The sequence below is a fragment of the Staphylococcus haemolyticus genome (assembly GCF_006094395.1).
GTDB lineage: Bacteria > Bacillota > Bacilli > Staphylococcales > Staphylococcaceae > Staphylococcus > Staphylococcus haemolyticus.
The window spans coordinates 281,129-297,343 of sequence record NZ_CP035291.1 but is presented as its reverse complement, the minus strand read 5'-3'; the positions used below and the strand labels follow the sequence as shown (position 1 = coordinate 297,343).

The following is a 16,215-nucleotide window of genomic DNA, read 5'->3' as shown; positions in this document are numbered from 1 at the left end:
GTTTTCTTATATATCCCCTTAATACACGCTATTTTCACCAACAATTTTTCCAAAGTGTTGCATTTTCCAACGACGTAAAACTTTTAATGGTACCGAACGTGGGTATAACTTGTTACATTCTCAAATGTAACATTTTAAATATGCTTAATTTGAGGTATCGATTTAATGTAATTGCTCACAAATCATCAACACACTACCCATACTTTAAGCGATATAAATTAATGAAATAGGGGGAAATGTCTTGGCAAAGCTATTATACAAACTAGGAAAATTTATAGCTAAGAACAAATGGCTAAGTGTTATAGGATGGCTTGTTATACTAGGTGTCATTATCACGCCATTAATGATAAACTCACCGAAGTTTGACAGTGACATAACTATGAATGGCCTTAAGTCATTAGACACAAACGATAAAATCAGTAAAGAATTTCATCAGGACAGTGAGAAAGCCTCGATGAAAATAGTCTTCCATTCTAATAAGAATGATGGGCTCAATAATAAAGATACGAAGAAAGATATTGAAGATGCTTTAGATAATATCAGACAAAATGATGATTATATCCAAAATATCTCTAATCCATATGACAGTGGACAAGTTAACGATGAAGGCGATACTGCTATCGCTAACGTAAGTTATGTAGTTCCACAAACTGGATTAAAAGATTCTTCTAAACATATCATCGACAAAGAATTAAAAGATATAACAGACAACCATAATGTGCAAATTGAAAAAACTCAAGGTGGCGCTATGAATGCTGAACCTGGTGGTACATCAGAAATTGTCGGTATCGTCGTAGCATTCGTAATCTTACTTATTACCTTTGGTTCACTTATCGCAGCTGGTATGCCAATTATTAGTGCAATCATCGGTTTAGGTTCAAGTGTTGGTATCATCGCATTATTAACATATATCTTTGATATTCCAAACTTCACTCTTACACTAGCTGTAATGATAGGTTTAGCTGTTGGTATTGACTACTCACTCTTTATTCTATTTAGATTTAAAGAACTTAAGAAAAAAGGTGTCGATACTGTAGAAGCTATCGCAACAGCAGTGGGTACAGCAGGTAGTGCTGTAATATTCGCTGGTCTTACAGTTATGATTGCTGTTTGTGGTTTATCACTTGTAGGAATCGACTTCTTAGCGGTTATGGGATTCGCTTCAGCGATTAGTGTATTATTTGCAGTATTAGCAGCATTAACACTATTACCAGCCCTAATCAGTATCTTCCATAAAAGTATTAAAATTAAAGATAAACCATCTAAAAGTAAAGACCCTAAAGATCATCCTTGGGCAAAATTTATTGTTGGTAAGCCAGTTATCGCTGTTATTGTAAGTTTAATTATTTTAATTTTAGCTGCTATACCAGTCAGTGGCATGCGTTTAGGTATTCCTGATGATAGTTTAAAACCAACTAACTCATCAGAATACAAAGCATATAAATTAATCTCAGATAATTTTGGCGAAGGTTATAACGGACAAATTGTCATGTTAGTTAATACAAAAGATGGTGGAAGTAAAAGTACTATCGAACGTGACTTAAATAATATGCGTAGCGATTTAGAAGACATTGATAATGTTGATACAGTTTCAAAAGCACAACTAACTGACAACAACAATTACGCATTATTCACAATCATTCCTGAAAAAGGACCAAACTCACAGTCAACAGAAAATCTAGTATATGACTTACGTGATTATCATAGTCAAGCGCAAGAAAAATATGACTATGGCACTGAAATTTCAGGACAAAGTGTTATTAACATTGATATGTCAGAAAAACTAAACAACGCAATTCCAGTATTTGCAGGCGTTATCGTTGTATTAGCATTCTTCTTATTAATGATTGTGTTCCGTTCAATCTTAGTTCCATTAAAAGCAGTATTAGGCTTTATTCTTTCATTAATGGCTACATTAGGTTTCACAACATTAGTCATTCAACATGGCTTTATGGGTAGCTTATTTGGTATTGAAAACACAGGACCTTTACTTGCATTCCTTCCAGTAATCACAATTGGATTGTTATTCGGACTTGCCATCGACTACGAGCTCTTCTTAATGACACGTGTACACGAAGAATACAGTAAGACTGGTGATAACGATCACTCAATCCGTGTTGGTATTAAAGAGAGTGGACCTGTTATTGTAGCTGCTGCACTTATTATGTTCAGTGTGTTCATCGCATTCGTCTTCCAAGATGACAGTGCAATTAAGTCAATGGGTATCGCATTAGGTTTCGGTGTGTTATTCGATGCATTCGTCGTACGTATGACATTAATTCCAGCATTGACGAAACTCTTTGGTAAAGCTTCATGGTACCTTCCTAAATGGTTAGGTGCAGTATTGCCAAACGTTGACGTTGAAGGTAAGGCTTTAGAAGAAGATAATCATCACGACACATCTTCTGAAAACGGTCATGCCAACGATAGAAATAATGACTACACTAGACAAGACAAAGATAACCATAGTTATCAAAATGACAATCGTAAACATAATCGCAATTATAATGACGAAGATTATAACCGTTCTGTGCATTTAGATAATCATCATGACCAGCATCATCGCCAACATCATTATGATAATCAACGTGATGATATAGACTATGAATCACTTTATACTCAAAATGGCGACCATACTCATTATGATGAACGTAATTATAATGATCGACACTATCAAGACAATTACGATAGAAACAATGATTATCGTCATAGCAATCATGTTCAACACAATGATAACCATGATTATCATGATTCAAATTTCGATAAAACAACAAACTTATACAAAGAATTAACTGATAGCAATATTGATCAAGATGTATTATTCAAAGCATTAATGTTATACGCTCGTGAAAACAACAAAGGTGTTTACGATAGATATAACCGATCATCTCAACATCGTCATGATGACGAACTTAGAGACTAATATTAAAAAGGAGGAAACACGTTATGTTAAAACGACGTAGTTCGAAATTCTTAGGACTACTAGCCACACTTGCCTTAGCCATAGTGCTAAGTGCTTGTGGTAATAGTGGTAGCGGTAGTGGTTCATCAGACGATAGTCAAACATCACTTGGTAATAAAGAAATCGAAATACCTTATATCGCGAGTGATAATTCAACACCACGTTCACTAGTTATAGCAGAAGTATTGAAAAAAGCAGGTTATGATGTAACAACTACACCAGTAACAGCAAGTGGCCCATTATACGCTGCTGTATCAGAGAACTCTGATTCATTCCATGCATCAGGTATCTTCCCTACTACTGATAAAAGTTACTACGATAAGTTCAAAAGTAAATTAACAATTTATGATGATAAACATTTAATTGATAACGCAAAAGTAGGTTTAGCCGTACCTAAGTACGTGCAAGATGTCGACTCAATTAGTGACTTAAAAAATAGTGACTTCGGAAAATCTGTAGATTGGACAATTCAAGGAACAGACGCACGTAATGGTGTTATGCAAGAAACTAAAGATGAACTTGATAGTGACAACTTGGATAAATATAGCTTGAAAGAAAGTTCTGACCAAGACCAATTCAAGAAAATTCAATCTGCTTTTAAACAACAAGAACCTATCGTCTTCACAGCAATGGAACCTAGCTGGTTCTCTAAAGAATTAGACGTTAAAATGTTGAAAGATCCAGACAACATTTATGGTAATAATAATCAACACATTGACTTAGTATTTAACAAAGACTTTAAAGAAGCACATCCAGCTGCATATACAATTGCAACACGTATGGCAGATGATTGGAGTAAATCTGACGAAGACAAATTAGCTAAAAAAATCTTTGTTGATAACAAAAATCCAGAACAAGTAGCTAAAGACTATGTTGATGATAATGATAATAAAGTAGATGAATGGTTAGAAGGTATTGAGACTAACTAATTGCATAGTTAGGAAAGACAAATAAAGAATATGCTCGTTTGGTGTAGCATATTTAAAACTCATAATGCAAATTTACAGTAGCAAACCGAGTTGAAAAGGCGCTTAACTCTTCTCAACCGTAGCTATTATTACGTGGGAGTGAAACTAAACTCAGTTTCGCTCCCACTTTTTTATATCGTTCTTATAGTATTAAACGTTTCAGATAACTTAATTACTCTTTTTTTGTAACTAAATTTAAACGTAGTATCAGTTGTTATGTTTGGAAAAATCAATTTTATTGTGATAAATTACTCTTATTACGTCAGGCTATCTGACTAGATTAAATATATAGGAGAATCAGATAATGCCGTCAGCAAATCAAAAACGTATGATTAAACATATTCATGAAACAGTGTTTATACTTTTACATGACTATCATTTTGATGAAATCACGGTTCAAAAAATATGTGATATTGCAGAAATCAACCGCAGTACGTTCTACAGATACTTCCAAGATAAATATGAATTACTCTACACTTTACCTGACTTTATTACACAACAAATTATAGCTAAAGGTGACACATCAGCAGACATTACAACCCCTGAATCATTTGAAGACTTTATTTATTACATTGGTAATAATAAAAAGATTTTCAAACATTTATTAGTTTCGTCTCGACAGGCGGATGTGTTTAGAAGTTTAACAAATGTGAGTCGCGAAATGATGTTAAATAACTCAACTCGTAAGCGTGACCCATTAGCGCAAAAGATTAGAGAAAGTAAGCATCCTGAAATTGTAGCTGATTTTTACAGTAGTGGCGTAATAGAAGTACTACGACGTTGGGTAGAAAATGACTATAACTATACCGTTGAAGAAGTGTTTGAAACATTAAATAATGTGCTTGAAACGTCATTATATTGTTATGATAAATAAAAGCAATCTCACATAAATTAAGAGTGAGATTGCTTTTTTGTCATTTGCGTTTTTTAGCGTCTACTGTTTTATAAACCATAAAAATACTATTAGCTACGATTAATAGTGCCAGAATGACCATTGGCCAAACACCTATATTAACCATATTAAATATAATGAGTACTATCATCAAAATAAGATTTAATGCATTTGAAATCATTAATGATTTATCCACTGATATCACCTTTTATTATGTTATAACCTAATTCACTAAATTTAATTAGAAATTGGTTACCTCAATTCATATTTTCTACGTGGCATGCATAGTGCAATCATAATAGCGATAATACCAATCACAGCTATAATGTTAAATTGTACTGTGAAACTTGAAATCGTATTTAGGACAATGCTTAGAATAGGTGCAATCGCAGTACCTAAGAATAAAACAAATGTGTTTACTGATAAGAAGAACCCTTGGTTACCTCGAACAGTTAAGCCTACTTTAGAAATTGTTGATGGAATTGCGAAGGCGATACCACTTACAAATAGCACACTCCAAATAATTAGTAACACGATGTTTGTTGTTACAGACATTAAGATAAGTGCTACTGTACTCACAACTAATGCACTTAAAATAAGATTTTTAACACCTATGAGATCACTGATTCGTCCTGCAATTAGAGACAACAACATACCAATAATACCAAACAGTTTAGCATTAATCGCAGTTGTTTCATCCCCACCAATGGTATCGGAAGTGACGTAATGATTAAACACTGTATACATACTAATAAACATAGTTAACAATGTGAGCGACACCCCATAGCACAAGAGCACGGCTTTATTCGTTTTAAAATCACTAAAATTATTAAAGAATTTAAGTAATTGAATGTCGGGATTCTTCACTGGACTTTCAGGAATTTGTCTATGAATTACGAAAGCTAAGATGATATATAGCACCGTTAAAGTGAAATAAACCATATGCCAATTTGAAAAACCTACTATGATCTCACTTAAATTTTGACCAATAATCCCTGATAACATGAAACTCGTACTAATGAAACTAATCGCAGTCATACGTTTGACCGGTGAATAAGTTTCTGTCACGTATGTGATAGATACTGGTGAAAAGGCAGCAGCAAATATACCTTGTATCGCTCTTAAAACGACCAGTATCGCGAAAGAATGTACAAAACCCATAACCATACAAATCATTACAAGCCCACATATCCCAAATAATATGGTGCGAATTCTCCCATATTTTTCTGAAATAGTCCCATAAAACAAACAACTTACTGAATATGTAACGGAAAATGCAACACCATTTAAAGTTGCAATTGATTGTGGAATTTTGAAGTCTTTAGCAAACTCTGCAGTTAATGGAATTGCCGTATATAAACTGCTCATTACTATAATTCCTGCAATAAAGAATATGGTTGTTATTTTGTTGTAATTCATTGTTTTTTGGATAGACATTTGCTTCTCCCTTCTTTCTATTTTCTACAACATTTCTATTATGACACTTTCACTTATTTTTCAAAAGACTACTTGAAATTGACAAAATACTTTTAAAGTTCTTTCATTTAAAAATCACATATTCGCTTTTTAAAATAAAAAAATCTCTAATTCGAAACATTTCTATTGACTAATCCTAAAATAAGGACTACAATTCTAGTATAAAATTTATACCAATGGAGGTGACGTGTTGAAAATAGAATTAGGATTGACTTCATTTGCAGATAATGGTGATATGGTTATGCCTGATGGTACACAAGCTGCTGTTTCAAATGCTCAGAGAATTCGCGATATTGTAGAAGAAATTGAACTAGCTGATCAATTAGGATTAGATATATATGGATTAGGTGAACATCATCGTCCTGATTATGCTGTATCAGATCCAGTGACCGTACTTGCTGCTGCAGCATCACGTACTGAGCATATTAAATTGTCATCTGCAGTAACTGTGTTATCATCAGATGACCCAGTACGTGTGTATCAACGATATGCGACATTAGACGCAGTATCTAATGGACGTGCTGAAATTATGATTGGACGAGCGTCATTCATCGAATCTTTCCCATTATTCGGTTATAATTTAAATGACTACGAAGAATTATTTAATGAAAAGCTGCAATTATTACTAAAAATCAACGAACATGAAGTTGTAAGTTGGGATGGTAAATTACGTCCAAGTTTCGACTCAACAGGTATTTATCCACGTGTCGAACATGGTAAGTTACCTATTTCCATTGCAACTGGTGGTACACCTGAATCATCATTAAGAGCAGGTGCCTTTGGGTTACCAATAACGTATGCGATTATTGGTGGTAATCCTAGACGATTTACACGCAATATTGAGATTTATAAATCTGTCGCAGAATCATACGGTCATAATCCAGACGAATTATCCGTATCGGTACACTCATGGGGGTACATTGCTGAAACAGACGAGGACGCTAAGAAAGAATTCTTCCCTTCTTTAAAAGCACACCATGATATTTTAGGTCGTGAACGTGGATGGCCTAGCTTTGACGAGAAGATGTTTGAAAGAGAAGTAGGAAGTCAAGGCGCAATCTATCTGGGTAGTCCTGAGACGGTTGCCCAAAAAATTATTGAAACTGTTGAAACGTTAGGTCTTAACCGTTTTATGATTCATACACCTGTAGGTTCAATGCCTCATGAGTATGTAATGAAATCAATCCGTCTATTTGGCGAGCGCGTTAAACCTATTGTTGATAAATACTTTGAAAACAAATAAAAAGGAGATTTTTAAATTATGATTTTACGTTATGCTGCAAACTTAAAACTTGCTAAAGAATTATATAGCTCTGCTAAACCAAAATTAAAAGGTGATCAAGGTATGATCGATACATTCCAAAATGTATTCGGTTTACCAGAAAGCTCAGTTAAATTAGCTGGTACTGTAGAAGCTGCTGCCGCTGCTTTTTATGCTGCTAGTTTCTTAAACAAAAACTTATCTCGTTTAGGTTCAATTGCTACTTTCGGTGTATTAGGCGTTGCTGCTTACAAACACTTTGAAGCTGGACATGGTAAAGAAGGCGCTCAACACGCTTTAGACTTATTAGGTTTAGCTGCATTAAGCTTTGCTGATACTTTCGATTGCGATAACAAATAATATAGTTAAACTTTATAATGTACAAGTAGGACGTGCGATGACTATCATCACACGTCCTATTTTTTATTGTTCACTTTTTTAAAAATTCTGGGAAAGTTTGTGGTTTATCATGCACTAGTTGTTCAAAATCATTTGAATGTTGATCAAGTAACCCTCTTGCACCTGCTTCGTACATTGATGCAAGCAATGCACCAAACCCTTTAGGTTCATCATACATTTCTGAGAACTTTTCCAAAGAAACAGGACTATATTCAATCTTAGAACCTGCTGCTTCAGACAAGATTGCTGCTAATTCTGTCATAGAATAACTATAGCCAGATAGTAAGTATCTGTGTCCAAATTTATCTGGTTGTTGTAATAATGCTACGATACCTCTAGCAATATCATCTCTAGAAATATAATTAATACGACCCTCACCCGCTGGATAAATGAGTTTCTGCATATCTGCAAGTTCTGGTAAATAAGGTTTCAATGGATCCATATACATCGCCATTCTGACATAAGTATATTTAAGACCACTAGATGCAAGTAAACGTTCAGCGTAGCCAAAGTATGGACTCATATGGAAAGGATTATTATGTTGATCTGCATAGTATCCAATAAACATAATGTGTGAGACATGTACTTTATGAGCTGCACTGACTAAATTCTCCACTTCTGGGAGTCGTTTAAATGACGGATGAATAATACTCGGAATAAATATAACCGTATCAATACCTTTGAAAGCACGAACCATACTTTCCTCATTAAAATAATCTAATTCTCTAACGCCTACTTTATCTTTCCAGTGTGATGGCATTTTATCTGGATTACGTATCCCAATATTAAAATCAGGCACCTGTTCTTTAATTGCATGTTCAGTGATATGTGACCCAAGATGTCCGGTCGCGCCTGTCAGTAAAACTGTCATTACTATCGTTTCTTTCTTTTATAATTTAATTACTTTCTATAGTACTGTATTGCCCAAATTTGTCTGGATATGCGTTTATGTGAGGATGATTTGAAATAACTATACAAAATAGTGATTATTGTATCAATGGAAATTTTCAAAGATACTTTTTCAACATGTCAGGCGTAACATGACAGTATGAGATATCTTCTGGATGTTTATCGAGTCTGTCTTGATGTTCCTCAGCACTTGCAACGTAATTATTTAAAGGTAACACTTCTACGGCAATTCGCTCTTTATCAGGTCGTTTTGAGATGAAGTCGCGTGCTTCTTCAAGATGCTTCTGTTCATCACTATAAATACCTGTACGATATTTGGGTCCTTCATCAACGCCTTGTTTGTTAATACTATATGGATCTATAATCTCAAAAAGATAATTCATTAAGTCAGTAATTGATGTCTGCATAGGGTCGAATGACGTTTTGACACATTCTGCATAGCCGTCATATTTGTCACTAAGTGTTTCAGATATTCCATTTGCACGTCCCGCTTCAGTCGATAAGACACCTGGCAATGTTTTTATAAACGCTTGAACACCCCATAAACATCCACCTGCAATGTATACAGTTTCCATCTCTAACAACTCATTTCAATTTATAATTAAAAAAATAGAAGGACTTTGTCATAGTTTCCTTCTATTCTATCAAATTATTTCCTAACTAATGCGATAATCCCAGCAACGAGGATTAAAATACCTGATAAATAACCAAAAAATCCTAATAAATATATATGAATTATTGCAGCAACAATAAGTATAATACCAATTAAGACACGTCTTTTATTAATTAAACAGCTTAATGTTAAAGTTATTGCTGATAAAATAATAGAGCTGGTTGCCACAATAGTCATTAATCCAACAAGTTCTGAACCATAACTTTTGTCATAGTTTGTTAGAATTAGCGCAATCAATCCACCAATAATTCCAAATATACTTCCTGTTATTCCAAGAATCATTTCAATAATTCTGTTAGTTGGCTTAGGTTCATTCATATAATTTTGTTCCATTGTTGTCTCCTTCTCTACGCTGCGTCATCTTCAGAAGAAGTATCTTCTGTTCCACTGTCTAATGATGGATCATCAGAACCAGGACCATTTGAATTGTCATCAGATTCAGATGCTTCATTTTCAGCTTGTTCTGCTTGTTGTTGTTCATATTCTTCTTGAGCCAATTGGTCTTCATAATCTTGCATTGCTTTTTCGTATTCTTTTTCCGCTTTAGCATTTTCTTTCTCATACAATGCTTCTACACGAGCTTCTAATTGATCATACTCAATTTCTAACACATCTTTAGATACATGGTTCATCTTTTCACCATCAGTGAGTGAATTATATTCATCTACTAAAGCATTGTACATATAAGCAGGGTATGTCACGCCCACGTCCGCTTGATCAGAATCATCATTTTCTTTTTTACTAGAAGATGTTGTATCTGATTCGTCCTCAACATCTGTAGTTGAGCTAGCCGAAGTATCTTTAGTGCCATTTGAATTCTTAATTTCTGATTTATTAATAATCCATTGTGCCCTAACTTTGTTGAAATTAGGTACGGTATCTAATTCTAAAGTATATTGATCACTTTCCGGTACATCATAAGTAATGTAGCCTGATGCAGTGTTATGCTGATTTAATTGGTGGCTAAATCCTTCATGCATATCTTCACTACCATACCATTCTTCATAATTCTCGTTATTTACTTTCATACTGAAATCAGTATTATCCATTAAAACTTGATCATCGTTATTATTTCTAAACTTTATGTATACTCTCAAAGCTTTGCCATTTACAGGCGCACTATACTCATCATAGTTATCTACGAATTCAGCTTTAACTACTTTAATATCTACACCGTCAGCATCCACGACTTGACCTATTTTTAAATTTTTTCATTTTGTCTGTAGCTTTAGCCTTGTTATTGGCTTCTTCACCTTCTGCTTTATCTTTGTTGTCACTGAAGGAACATCCTCCTAAAAATACTAAAAATATAATACTTATAAAAAATAATCTTTTCATATTAGCCTCCTCATCTTTTTTTGTAAATTGAAAAGATACTATTTACATATATTATTTTATATTTTAAAACTTAAAAAGTAATATATTTTTATATTTGATTTAAATTTTTTAGTGACATTAATAATTAATTGATATCCCAACCTTTCGAACTCTTTTATATGAATTTAAGAAGATAATACGAATTATTCATAACTTTTTCAGAATTAGTTTTTAAACTGGAATTACAAAATCAGATAAAGGAGTGCATATGAATGACTGGTATCATATCATCTGTATTATTACTCATTTCAATGGGGAGTTTAGCAATAGCTTTTTTAACAGGAATATACGAAATACTTTCATGGTTAAGAGATAAAGATTATTCTCCTACATTTAAAATTCCCGTATTATTCTTTGGTTTATACGTGCTATTCTATATACCAACATTTATATTAATTAATTAATAAAACATGGAGGTGAAATATATGGAGGGGTTTCATATTTTATTAGTAGAAGACGATGAAACCATCGCTAAAAATTTAAAACAAATATTACAACAAAAAGGTGCACAGGTGACATTAGATAGAACTGGAGATAGCGTTTTTAACGTATTGAATGACGTTCATATCATTATTATGGATATTATGTTACCCAATAATGATGGTTTGTCTATCACTGATGAAATAAGAAGCATTTCTACTATACCTATTATTTATTTATCAGCAAGAGTTGATATCGATTCTAAAGTTAAAGGTTTGAATAATGGCGATGATTACCTTACCAAACCTTTCAATCCGAGAGAACTTATTTCTAGAATTAATAATCTTTTAACTATCCATTATGCTGATAAAGAGGCTCAATTTTATGAGTTTAAAGTTAATGCTAAAGACAAGATAATCAAATCTAATGATGGGAACCAATTATCTTTAACTAAAACGGAACGTCGATTATTTTTCTATATGTATGAAAATAGAGATTTGATTTTAACTAAGGATCAAATTATTGATTACGTTTGGCAATTTGAATCCGCTTCTGAAAATACTTTGAACGCTTATGTAAAAAAATTAAGAACTAAGTTATTAGATTCTGGAACAATTATTGAGACTATTTATGGTATTGGTTATAGATTAAATGGGGGCTAATTTATGAGACTATTAAAAAAATACTATATGTTCATGGGATTGGGTTTATTATCGATACCTCTAGTTTTTTTAGCTATCAATAGCATGATACTACTATGTATTCTATTTATTGAAAAAGTCTTGGGTTATCCAATCGGTTTAAATTTTAAATCCAGTAGTCTTACAATAATTTTTTATATCTTTTTCTTCTTAATTCTAATTACTTTAGTTATTATTGCTTCACGCTATGTATATAAAATTGTGGATCGTTTACGTTTACTTAATGATAAATTATTAGACATTGCTAATAGTGACAAATTACCTAATAAATTAGACATACCTACTCATATAAATGACGAAATTGATGAAGTTGGCCAATCTATAAATATCTTAATAGACAGACTAAGATTTAGAGAGTTAGAAATTATCGAAAACAAAAAGCAAGAACAAAATTACATTAATCAACTTGCCCATGATATTAATACGCCTCTAACTGCATTAAATTTAGAGTTATACCAACTCGGATTTCAATACCAAATTAATGATAATGATATAGAATTATCTTATGAAAAGATAAACTATATTTCTAATTTAATTAAGGCATTACCTAACAAAGATGATATTTCTAAATTTTATACGTTTAACCACCAAGTTGATATACAAGCATGTATAAACACAACAATTGATAAATGGCACTATCTATTAGATTCAAAGAACATACTAACCATTCTAAATGTTGAAGGTAACCGTATTTATTGGCTTGGTGACCAATTATGGTATGAGCGCTTATTCGATAACATTATTTCTAATGTTTATAAACATTCTAATTCATCGCGCATTACCATTTATCTAAATGAGAATTATATTACTATTCAGGATAATGGCATTGGCTTTAATGATATGTCTACTAAATCTAAAGGGTTAACTATTATTAAAGATATTTGCGAAAGATTCTCTTTAAAATTAAATATTAAATCTGATTCTAACGGTACTATAATCACTATTGAAAACAACAGAGAGTAACTATTTATATAAATCATTTATTTGTTAAAACTAGATATACTTTCTTGAAAATTGTTTTAAATTAAAACCACATAAAAAAACATAAGCGTTCACATTCTTTAGTGTGTAGTTCTAAGATAGAATACGAAACATAATTGCGAAGACGCCTAGGGGAGCAGTGACGTAAATGAACGTAAGTGTTCACACACTTACGTAAGTAGTTCTAATGATTAAAATCAAAGAACTGCTATAGAGACGGCACCCCAGGAACGCGAAGCAGCTTATGCGAGTAATCATCTATCTAAGAACGCCTTTACAAAACAAAAAACCTTTTGAGATAAAAGTCGACTTTTTGTAAGTCTTCATTCATCTCAAAAGCTTTATTATCCTCATTTAATGATTTAACGCAGTCATAATGACATTTCTAAACGTAGATTCATCGATACAATTATTCTGTTCTTGTTGTGCAATGACTCGCTCTTTAAATACACGTGGTTCCTTAGCGATTTCATTCAATATATCAATTAATTGTTGAGGTTCGTCTTGCTTTGTAATATTCTTTTTAGCAATAAATGAACGACGATGCGCAGTTTCATCATAAGACAAAATTAATTGATTATGGAGCATTGCACGTTCAACAGCATTAACGATTTCTCCACCTTTATTGATATCTAAATAAATATCGCATGTTTGGAATAATTGATTAATCTTCGCTTGGGTGATTGTTGGATAAAGTTTAACGTTATCATATTTACCCAAGCCCATTAATGTGGCTGACATTTCGGTAATAGCACCAATATGCAATTCATAATCTTCACACTGTCGTATGATTTCTTCTAAATTTGGAAGATCATCAGAATTAGTTAAATTAAATACTTGCTTGTTATAATTATTAGACTTCTGATAATCGTACAAGTAGCCCAATTGACTGATTAAAGGACGATACTGCGCCTCAACATTTGATGTAATAGATTCAAATTCTGCACTATCTGGGATAATTACTTTTGAATTCAGCGTCTCTTTATCTAACAATAACTTCATATTTCCCGGGACATTACCATGACTTTGTTCTTGCCAGAATAACACTGCATTCGACACATGATTCGTTTGATATAACACGAAGAATGGTGTTGCCAATGAATTGATAAATACAGTTGAAGTATCAACATCTATTTGGTCTAAATAGAAGCTAATGAAGTCTTGTTTTGATGCAAAGAAATGCGATTGACCTTGCCAATCCAATATAATATCTTTTGTGACAAAGTTTTCATATAATACTTCTTTCCCTTGACGATCGACATAAGTCTTCAAGATGGGCTTTTTATTTAAATCATATACCGTTTCCGCAAATTTAAATCCATCTTTGTTATAAAAATCGACCGAACGCAAACGGTCCTTTGTATCAAACCACTCCACAAAACTCACAATTCGATTTTTAAAATGCTCGCGATAAAATATTCGCCCTCTTACATTGCCATTATCTATAATTTCTGCATGATTATGATTACCTTTAATTTCCCATAATGGTGGCACTTGAACCTCATTAAAAAATGCTGGTTTATCGTCATCATTTCGTTTATAATTTGCAAAAAATTGATACGGCGTCATGACGTTATCGGGTAAAAAACCGTCATCATCCATTACAATGGTCTCATGTTTGAATCCTGCAAATTGAAGTGATTGTTGAAGTCTTTGTGATGCTTCATCAAATATTTCAAATAAATTAATCATATAGCACCTCATCAATTAGATTTTGCCACTTTTGCGTAATATGCTCAGTTTTAAACGGTTCTGCAATTTTATAAGATTTCTCATGCGAATGCTTAGGCCCATTATTAAAATACTGAACAATTTTTTCAGCCATATGATTTGTAATGACTTCGACATCTTGGTCATCTTTATCGATTGGTATGAGATATCCATTCTCACCGTGACTAATAAATGTTGGATTACCGTAATTCACATCGAATCCTATCATGCCTAGTCCAGAACCTACCGCTTCCATTAAGGTCAAACCGAACCCTTCACTTGTTGAAGCCGATACAAATAAATCATAGTTCGCATAGATTTCATCTAACTTCTTATGACCTTTAAGTTGAATATAATCTTGTGCTTCATTTTCTTTAATGATTTCTTCAATTCTCGATCTTTCGTTACCATGACCATATATATCAAATGTTAATTGCGGCACTTTCTTTTTAGCTTTAATTACAGCTTTCGCTATCCAATCTACATGTTTTTCACTAGCTAACCTAGAAGCCGTAAGCATAGAATATCGCTTTCTTTCCCCAATTGGATAACTTAATTGATGTAGACTACCTACCGGGATAGTTCTGACACTAGGTTGATGTGATGTATATTTTTGGAATTGCTCGGATAAAACTTGATTTTGTAAATCCGTCGCAGTGATATAAAAATCGATATATGGTGCTTGTGCAAATACATATTCGTAATAGTTATTCCACAAAATATAGCTATCATTTGTAGCATTTTCGCTATAATGTTCCGCATGTACAACAATACCGACTTTACTTGATCCTTTATGTTCTAATATACTTTGACCAACTTCAGTCGATCTATCAATAATAACGATATCTTGTTCAGTCAGATGCAACTTTTTCATAAAATAAGCTACAAATTCCTGTTTACTGTATAATCGAGCATCCTCAAATACATAGACACTCGATTCTCCGTCTATATATTCTTTATAAGCAATAGAGCCATCCTCATTGTAAAACTGTCGCTTATATAATTTGGCACGATTTTCATATGGTGCATAATATTCCGAGAAAGTTCTTACATAGCTATAGTAATCTTTCCGAACTAACATACCGTTAACGACAAATTCTGCACGATCGACAATATTATCATCTTCATTCTTTAAATAACAGCTTACATAGGATTTATCATTCCCGATGTATAAGCGCATAGTTTTACCAGTAATCGTTTGAGCAGTGACAGGATTACCTAAATCCTTTTTCAAGTCATCAACCGTATACGTTGTTGGTACGATAGGTATATCACTGAAATATTGATATAGCCATATCACTTCATCATCTTTAAACCCGATATTGTCAGTTAAGGTTTGAATGTTCTCTGCGGAAATAAAGTCTAGAAAGATAAATTTAGCTGGTTGATTTACCTCTCTTAATAATTTGGCACGATAAGCTTGAGCATATTCTACACCACTGCTCGCCCACCCAATGCCAAAATTAATATTATATACTGTCATCTA

Annotated in this window: 17 protein-coding genes; 8 read left to right on the top strand and 9 right to left on the bottom strand. The window is 32.9% G+C overall.

Features of this window, described 5'->3' with window-relative positions; genetic code table 11:
• Nucleotides 1–241 precede the first annotated feature (241 nt).
• The 3 genes from EQ029_RS01340 to EQ029_RS01330 all read left to right on the top strand — a co-directional run bounded on the left by EQ029_RS01340 (nt 242) and on the right by EQ029_RS01330 (nt 4,804).
• Nucleotides 242–2,923, top strand: a complete 2,682-nt coding sequence (locus EQ029_RS01340; RefSeq protein WP_057504874.1) for an MMPL family transporter — start codon at nt 242–244, stop codon at nt 2,921–2,923.
• A 23-nt stretch (nt 2,924–2,946) separates the two neighbouring features.
• Nucleotides 2,947–3,891, top strand: coding sequence for a glycine betaine ABC transporter substrate-binding protein (locus tag EQ029_RS01335; protein ID WP_011274677.1), 945 nt, complete (start codon nt 2,947–2,949; stop codon nt 3,889–3,891).
• A gap of 343 nt (nt 3,892–4,234) precedes the next feature.
• Nucleotides 4,235–4,804, top strand: a complete 570-nt coding sequence (locus tag EQ029_RS01330) for a TetR/AcrR family transcriptional regulator (protein WP_038812901.1) — start codon at nt 4,235–4,237, stop codon at nt 4,802–4,804.
• A gap of 40 nt (nt 4,805–4,844) precedes the next feature.
• Here the strand turns inward: EQ029_RS01330 and EQ029_RS12510 are convergent, their stop codons facing one another.
• Nucleotides 4,845–5,018 (bottom strand): hypothetical protein, encoded by a 174-nt coding sequence (locus EQ029_RS12510; RefSeq protein WP_011274675.1) that lies wholly within the window; start codon nt 5,016–5,018, stop codon nt 4,845–4,847.
• 56 nt (nt 5,019–5,074) lie between these two features.
• Nucleotides 5,075–6,253, bottom strand: coding sequence for an MFS transporter (locus EQ029_RS01325; RefSeq protein ID WP_029376613.1), 1,179 nt, complete (start codon nt 6,251–6,253; stop codon nt 5,075–5,077).
• Nucleotides 6,254–6,488: 235 nt separating this feature from the next.
• Here EQ029_RS01325 and EQ029_RS01320 point away from each other — a divergent pair, with 235 nt between their 5' ends.
• Both EQ029_RS01320 and EQ029_RS01315 read left to right on the top strand, forming a co-directional pair.
• Entirely contained in the window at nt 6,489–7,541 is a 1,053-nt protein-coding gene (locus tag EQ029_RS01320) for an LLM class flavin-dependent oxidoreductase (protein WP_057504875.1), read from the top strand.
• A gap of 18 nt (nt 7,542–7,559) precedes the next feature.
• Nucleotides 7,560–7,919 carry a DoxX family protein gene (locus EQ029_RS01315; RefSeq protein ID WP_037558368.1) on the top strand — a complete coding sequence of 120 codons (360 nt, stop codon included), beginning with the start codon at nt 7,560–7,562 and terminating at the stop codon, nt 7,917–7,919.
• A 70-nt stretch (nt 7,920–7,989) separates the two neighbouring features.
• Here the strand turns inward: EQ029_RS01315 and EQ029_RS01310 are convergent, their stop codons facing one another.
• From EQ029_RS01310 to EQ029_RS12505, 5 genes are all read right to left on the bottom strand, one after another.
• Entirely contained in the window at nt 7,990–8,829 is an 840-nt protein-coding gene (locus tag EQ029_RS01310; RefSeq protein WP_011274671.1) for an SDR family oxidoreductase, read from the bottom strand.
• Nucleotides 8,830–8,965: 136 nt separating this feature from the next.
• The gene (locus EQ029_RS01305; RefSeq protein ID WP_011274670.1) at nt 8,966–9,442 is read right to left on the bottom strand and encodes a peptide-methionine (S)-S-oxide reductase; all 477 of its coding nucleotides are present in this window, start codon (nt 9,440–9,442) and stop codon (nt 8,966–8,968) included.
• A 74-nt stretch (nt 9,443–9,516) separates the two neighbouring features.
• The gene (locus EQ029_RS01300) at nt 9,517–9,873 is read right to left on the bottom strand and encodes a hypothetical protein (RefSeq protein WP_053031346.1); all 357 of its coding nucleotides are present in this window, start codon (nt 9,871–9,873) and stop codon (nt 9,517–9,519) included.
• A 14-nt stretch (nt 9,874–9,887) separates the two neighbouring features.
• A complete protein-coding gene (locus tag EQ029_RS01295) occupies nt 9,888–10,727 on the bottom strand; it encodes a DUF4352 domain-containing protein (protein WP_230197438.1) in 840 nt (279 codons plus the stop codon).
• Nucleotides 10,717–10,878: a hypothetical protein gene (locus EQ029_RS12505; protein ID WP_170177293.1), complete on the bottom strand. Its 162-nt coding sequence runs from the start codon at nt 10,876–10,878 to the stop codon at nt 10,717–10,719. Before EQ029_RS12505 ends, EQ029_RS01295 begins: the two co-directional genes overlap by 11 nt.
• A 251-nt stretch (nt 10,879–11,129) precedes the next feature.
• Here EQ029_RS12505 and EQ029_RS01290 point away from each other — a divergent pair, with 251 nt between their 5' ends.
• From EQ029_RS01290 to EQ029_RS01280, 3 genes are read left to right on the top strand one after another with little or no spacing between them, the layout of a single operon-like run.
• Nucleotides 11,130–11,321, top strand: a complete 192-nt coding sequence (locus EQ029_RS01290; protein ID WP_011274666.1) for a hypothetical protein — start codon at nt 11,130–11,132, stop codon at nt 11,319–11,321.
• Nucleotides 11,322–11,342: 21 nt separating this feature from the next.
• A complete protein-coding gene (locus tag EQ029_RS01285) occupies nt 11,343–11,999 on the top strand; it encodes a response regulator transcription factor (protein WP_033079657.1) in 657 nt (218 codons plus the stop codon).
• A 3-nt stretch (nt 12,000–12,002) separates the two neighbouring features.
• On the top strand, nt 12,003–13,001 hold the full coding sequence (locus EQ029_RS01280) for a sensor histidine kinase (RefSeq protein ID WP_053023545.1): 999 nt from the start codon (nt 12,003–12,005) through the stop codon (nt 12,999–13,001).
• 372 nt (nt 13,002–13,373) lie between these two features.
• Here EQ029_RS01280 and gtfB read toward each other — a convergent pair whose 3' ends face one another.
• Entirely contained in the window at nt 13,374–14,711 is a 1,338-nt protein-coding gene (gtfB, locus tag EQ029_RS01275) for an accessory Sec system glycosylation chaperone GtfB (RefSeq protein ID WP_053031357.1), read from the bottom strand.
• Nucleotides 14,704–16,212, bottom strand: a complete 1,509-nt coding sequence (gene gtfA / locus EQ029_RS01270) for an accessory Sec system glycosyltransferase GtfA (RefSeq protein ID WP_057504876.1) — start codon at nt 16,210–16,212, stop codon at nt 14,704–14,706. The genes gtfB and gtfA overlap by 8 nt, the downstream gene beginning before the upstream one ends.
• Between the last annotated feature and the right edge of the window lie 3 nt (nt 16,213–16,215).

Excerpts from the sequence above, each read along its gene's own strand:
- EQ029_RS12505 (WP_170177293.1), bottom strand. The coding sequence starts at position 10,878 with ATGAAAAGATTATTTTTTATAAGTATTATATTTTTAGTATTTTTAGGA.
- EQ029_RS01305 (WP_011274670.1), bottom strand. The coding sequence starts at position 9,442 with ATGGAAACTGTATACATTGCAGGTGGATGTTTATGGGGTGTTCAAGCG.
- EQ029_RS01280 (WP_053023545.1), top strand. The coding sequence starts at position 12,003 with ATGAGACTATTAAAAAAATACTATATGTTCATGGGATTGGGTTTATTA.
- EQ029_RS01290 (WP_011274666.1), top strand. The coding sequence starts at position 11,130 with ATGACTGGTATCATATCATCTGTATTATTACTCATTTCAATGGGGAGT.
- EQ029_RS01315 (WP_037558368.1), top strand. The coding sequence starts at position 7,560 with ATGATTTTACGTTATGCTGCAAACTTAAAACTTGCTAAAGAATTATAT.
- gtfB (WP_053031357.1), bottom strand. The coding sequence starts at position 14,711 with ATGATTAATTTATTTGAAATATTTGATGAAGCATCACAAAGACTTCAA.
- EQ029_RS01310 (WP_011274671.1), bottom strand. The coding sequence starts at position 8,829 with ATGACAGTTTTACTGACAGGCGCGACCGGACATCTTGGGTCACATATC.
- EQ029_RS01285 (WP_033079657.1), top strand. The coding sequence starts at position 11,343 with ATGGAGGGGTTTCATATTTTATTAGTAGAAGACGATGAAACCATCGCT.
- EQ029_RS01335 (WP_011274677.1), top strand. The coding sequence starts at position 2,947 with ATGTTAAAACGACGTAGTTCGAAATTCTTAGGACTACTAGCCACACTT.
- EQ029_RS01300 (WP_053031346.1), bottom strand. The coding sequence starts at position 9,873 with ATGGAACAAAATTATATGAATGAACCTAAGCCAACTAACAGAATTATT.
- EQ029_RS01330 (WP_038812901.1), top strand. The coding sequence starts at position 4,235 with ATGCCGTCAGCAAATCAAAAACGTATGATTAAACATATTCATGAAACA.
- gtfA (WP_057504876.1), bottom strand. The coding sequence starts at position 16,212 with ATGACAGTATATAATATTAATTTTGGCATTGGGTGGGCGAGCAGTGGT.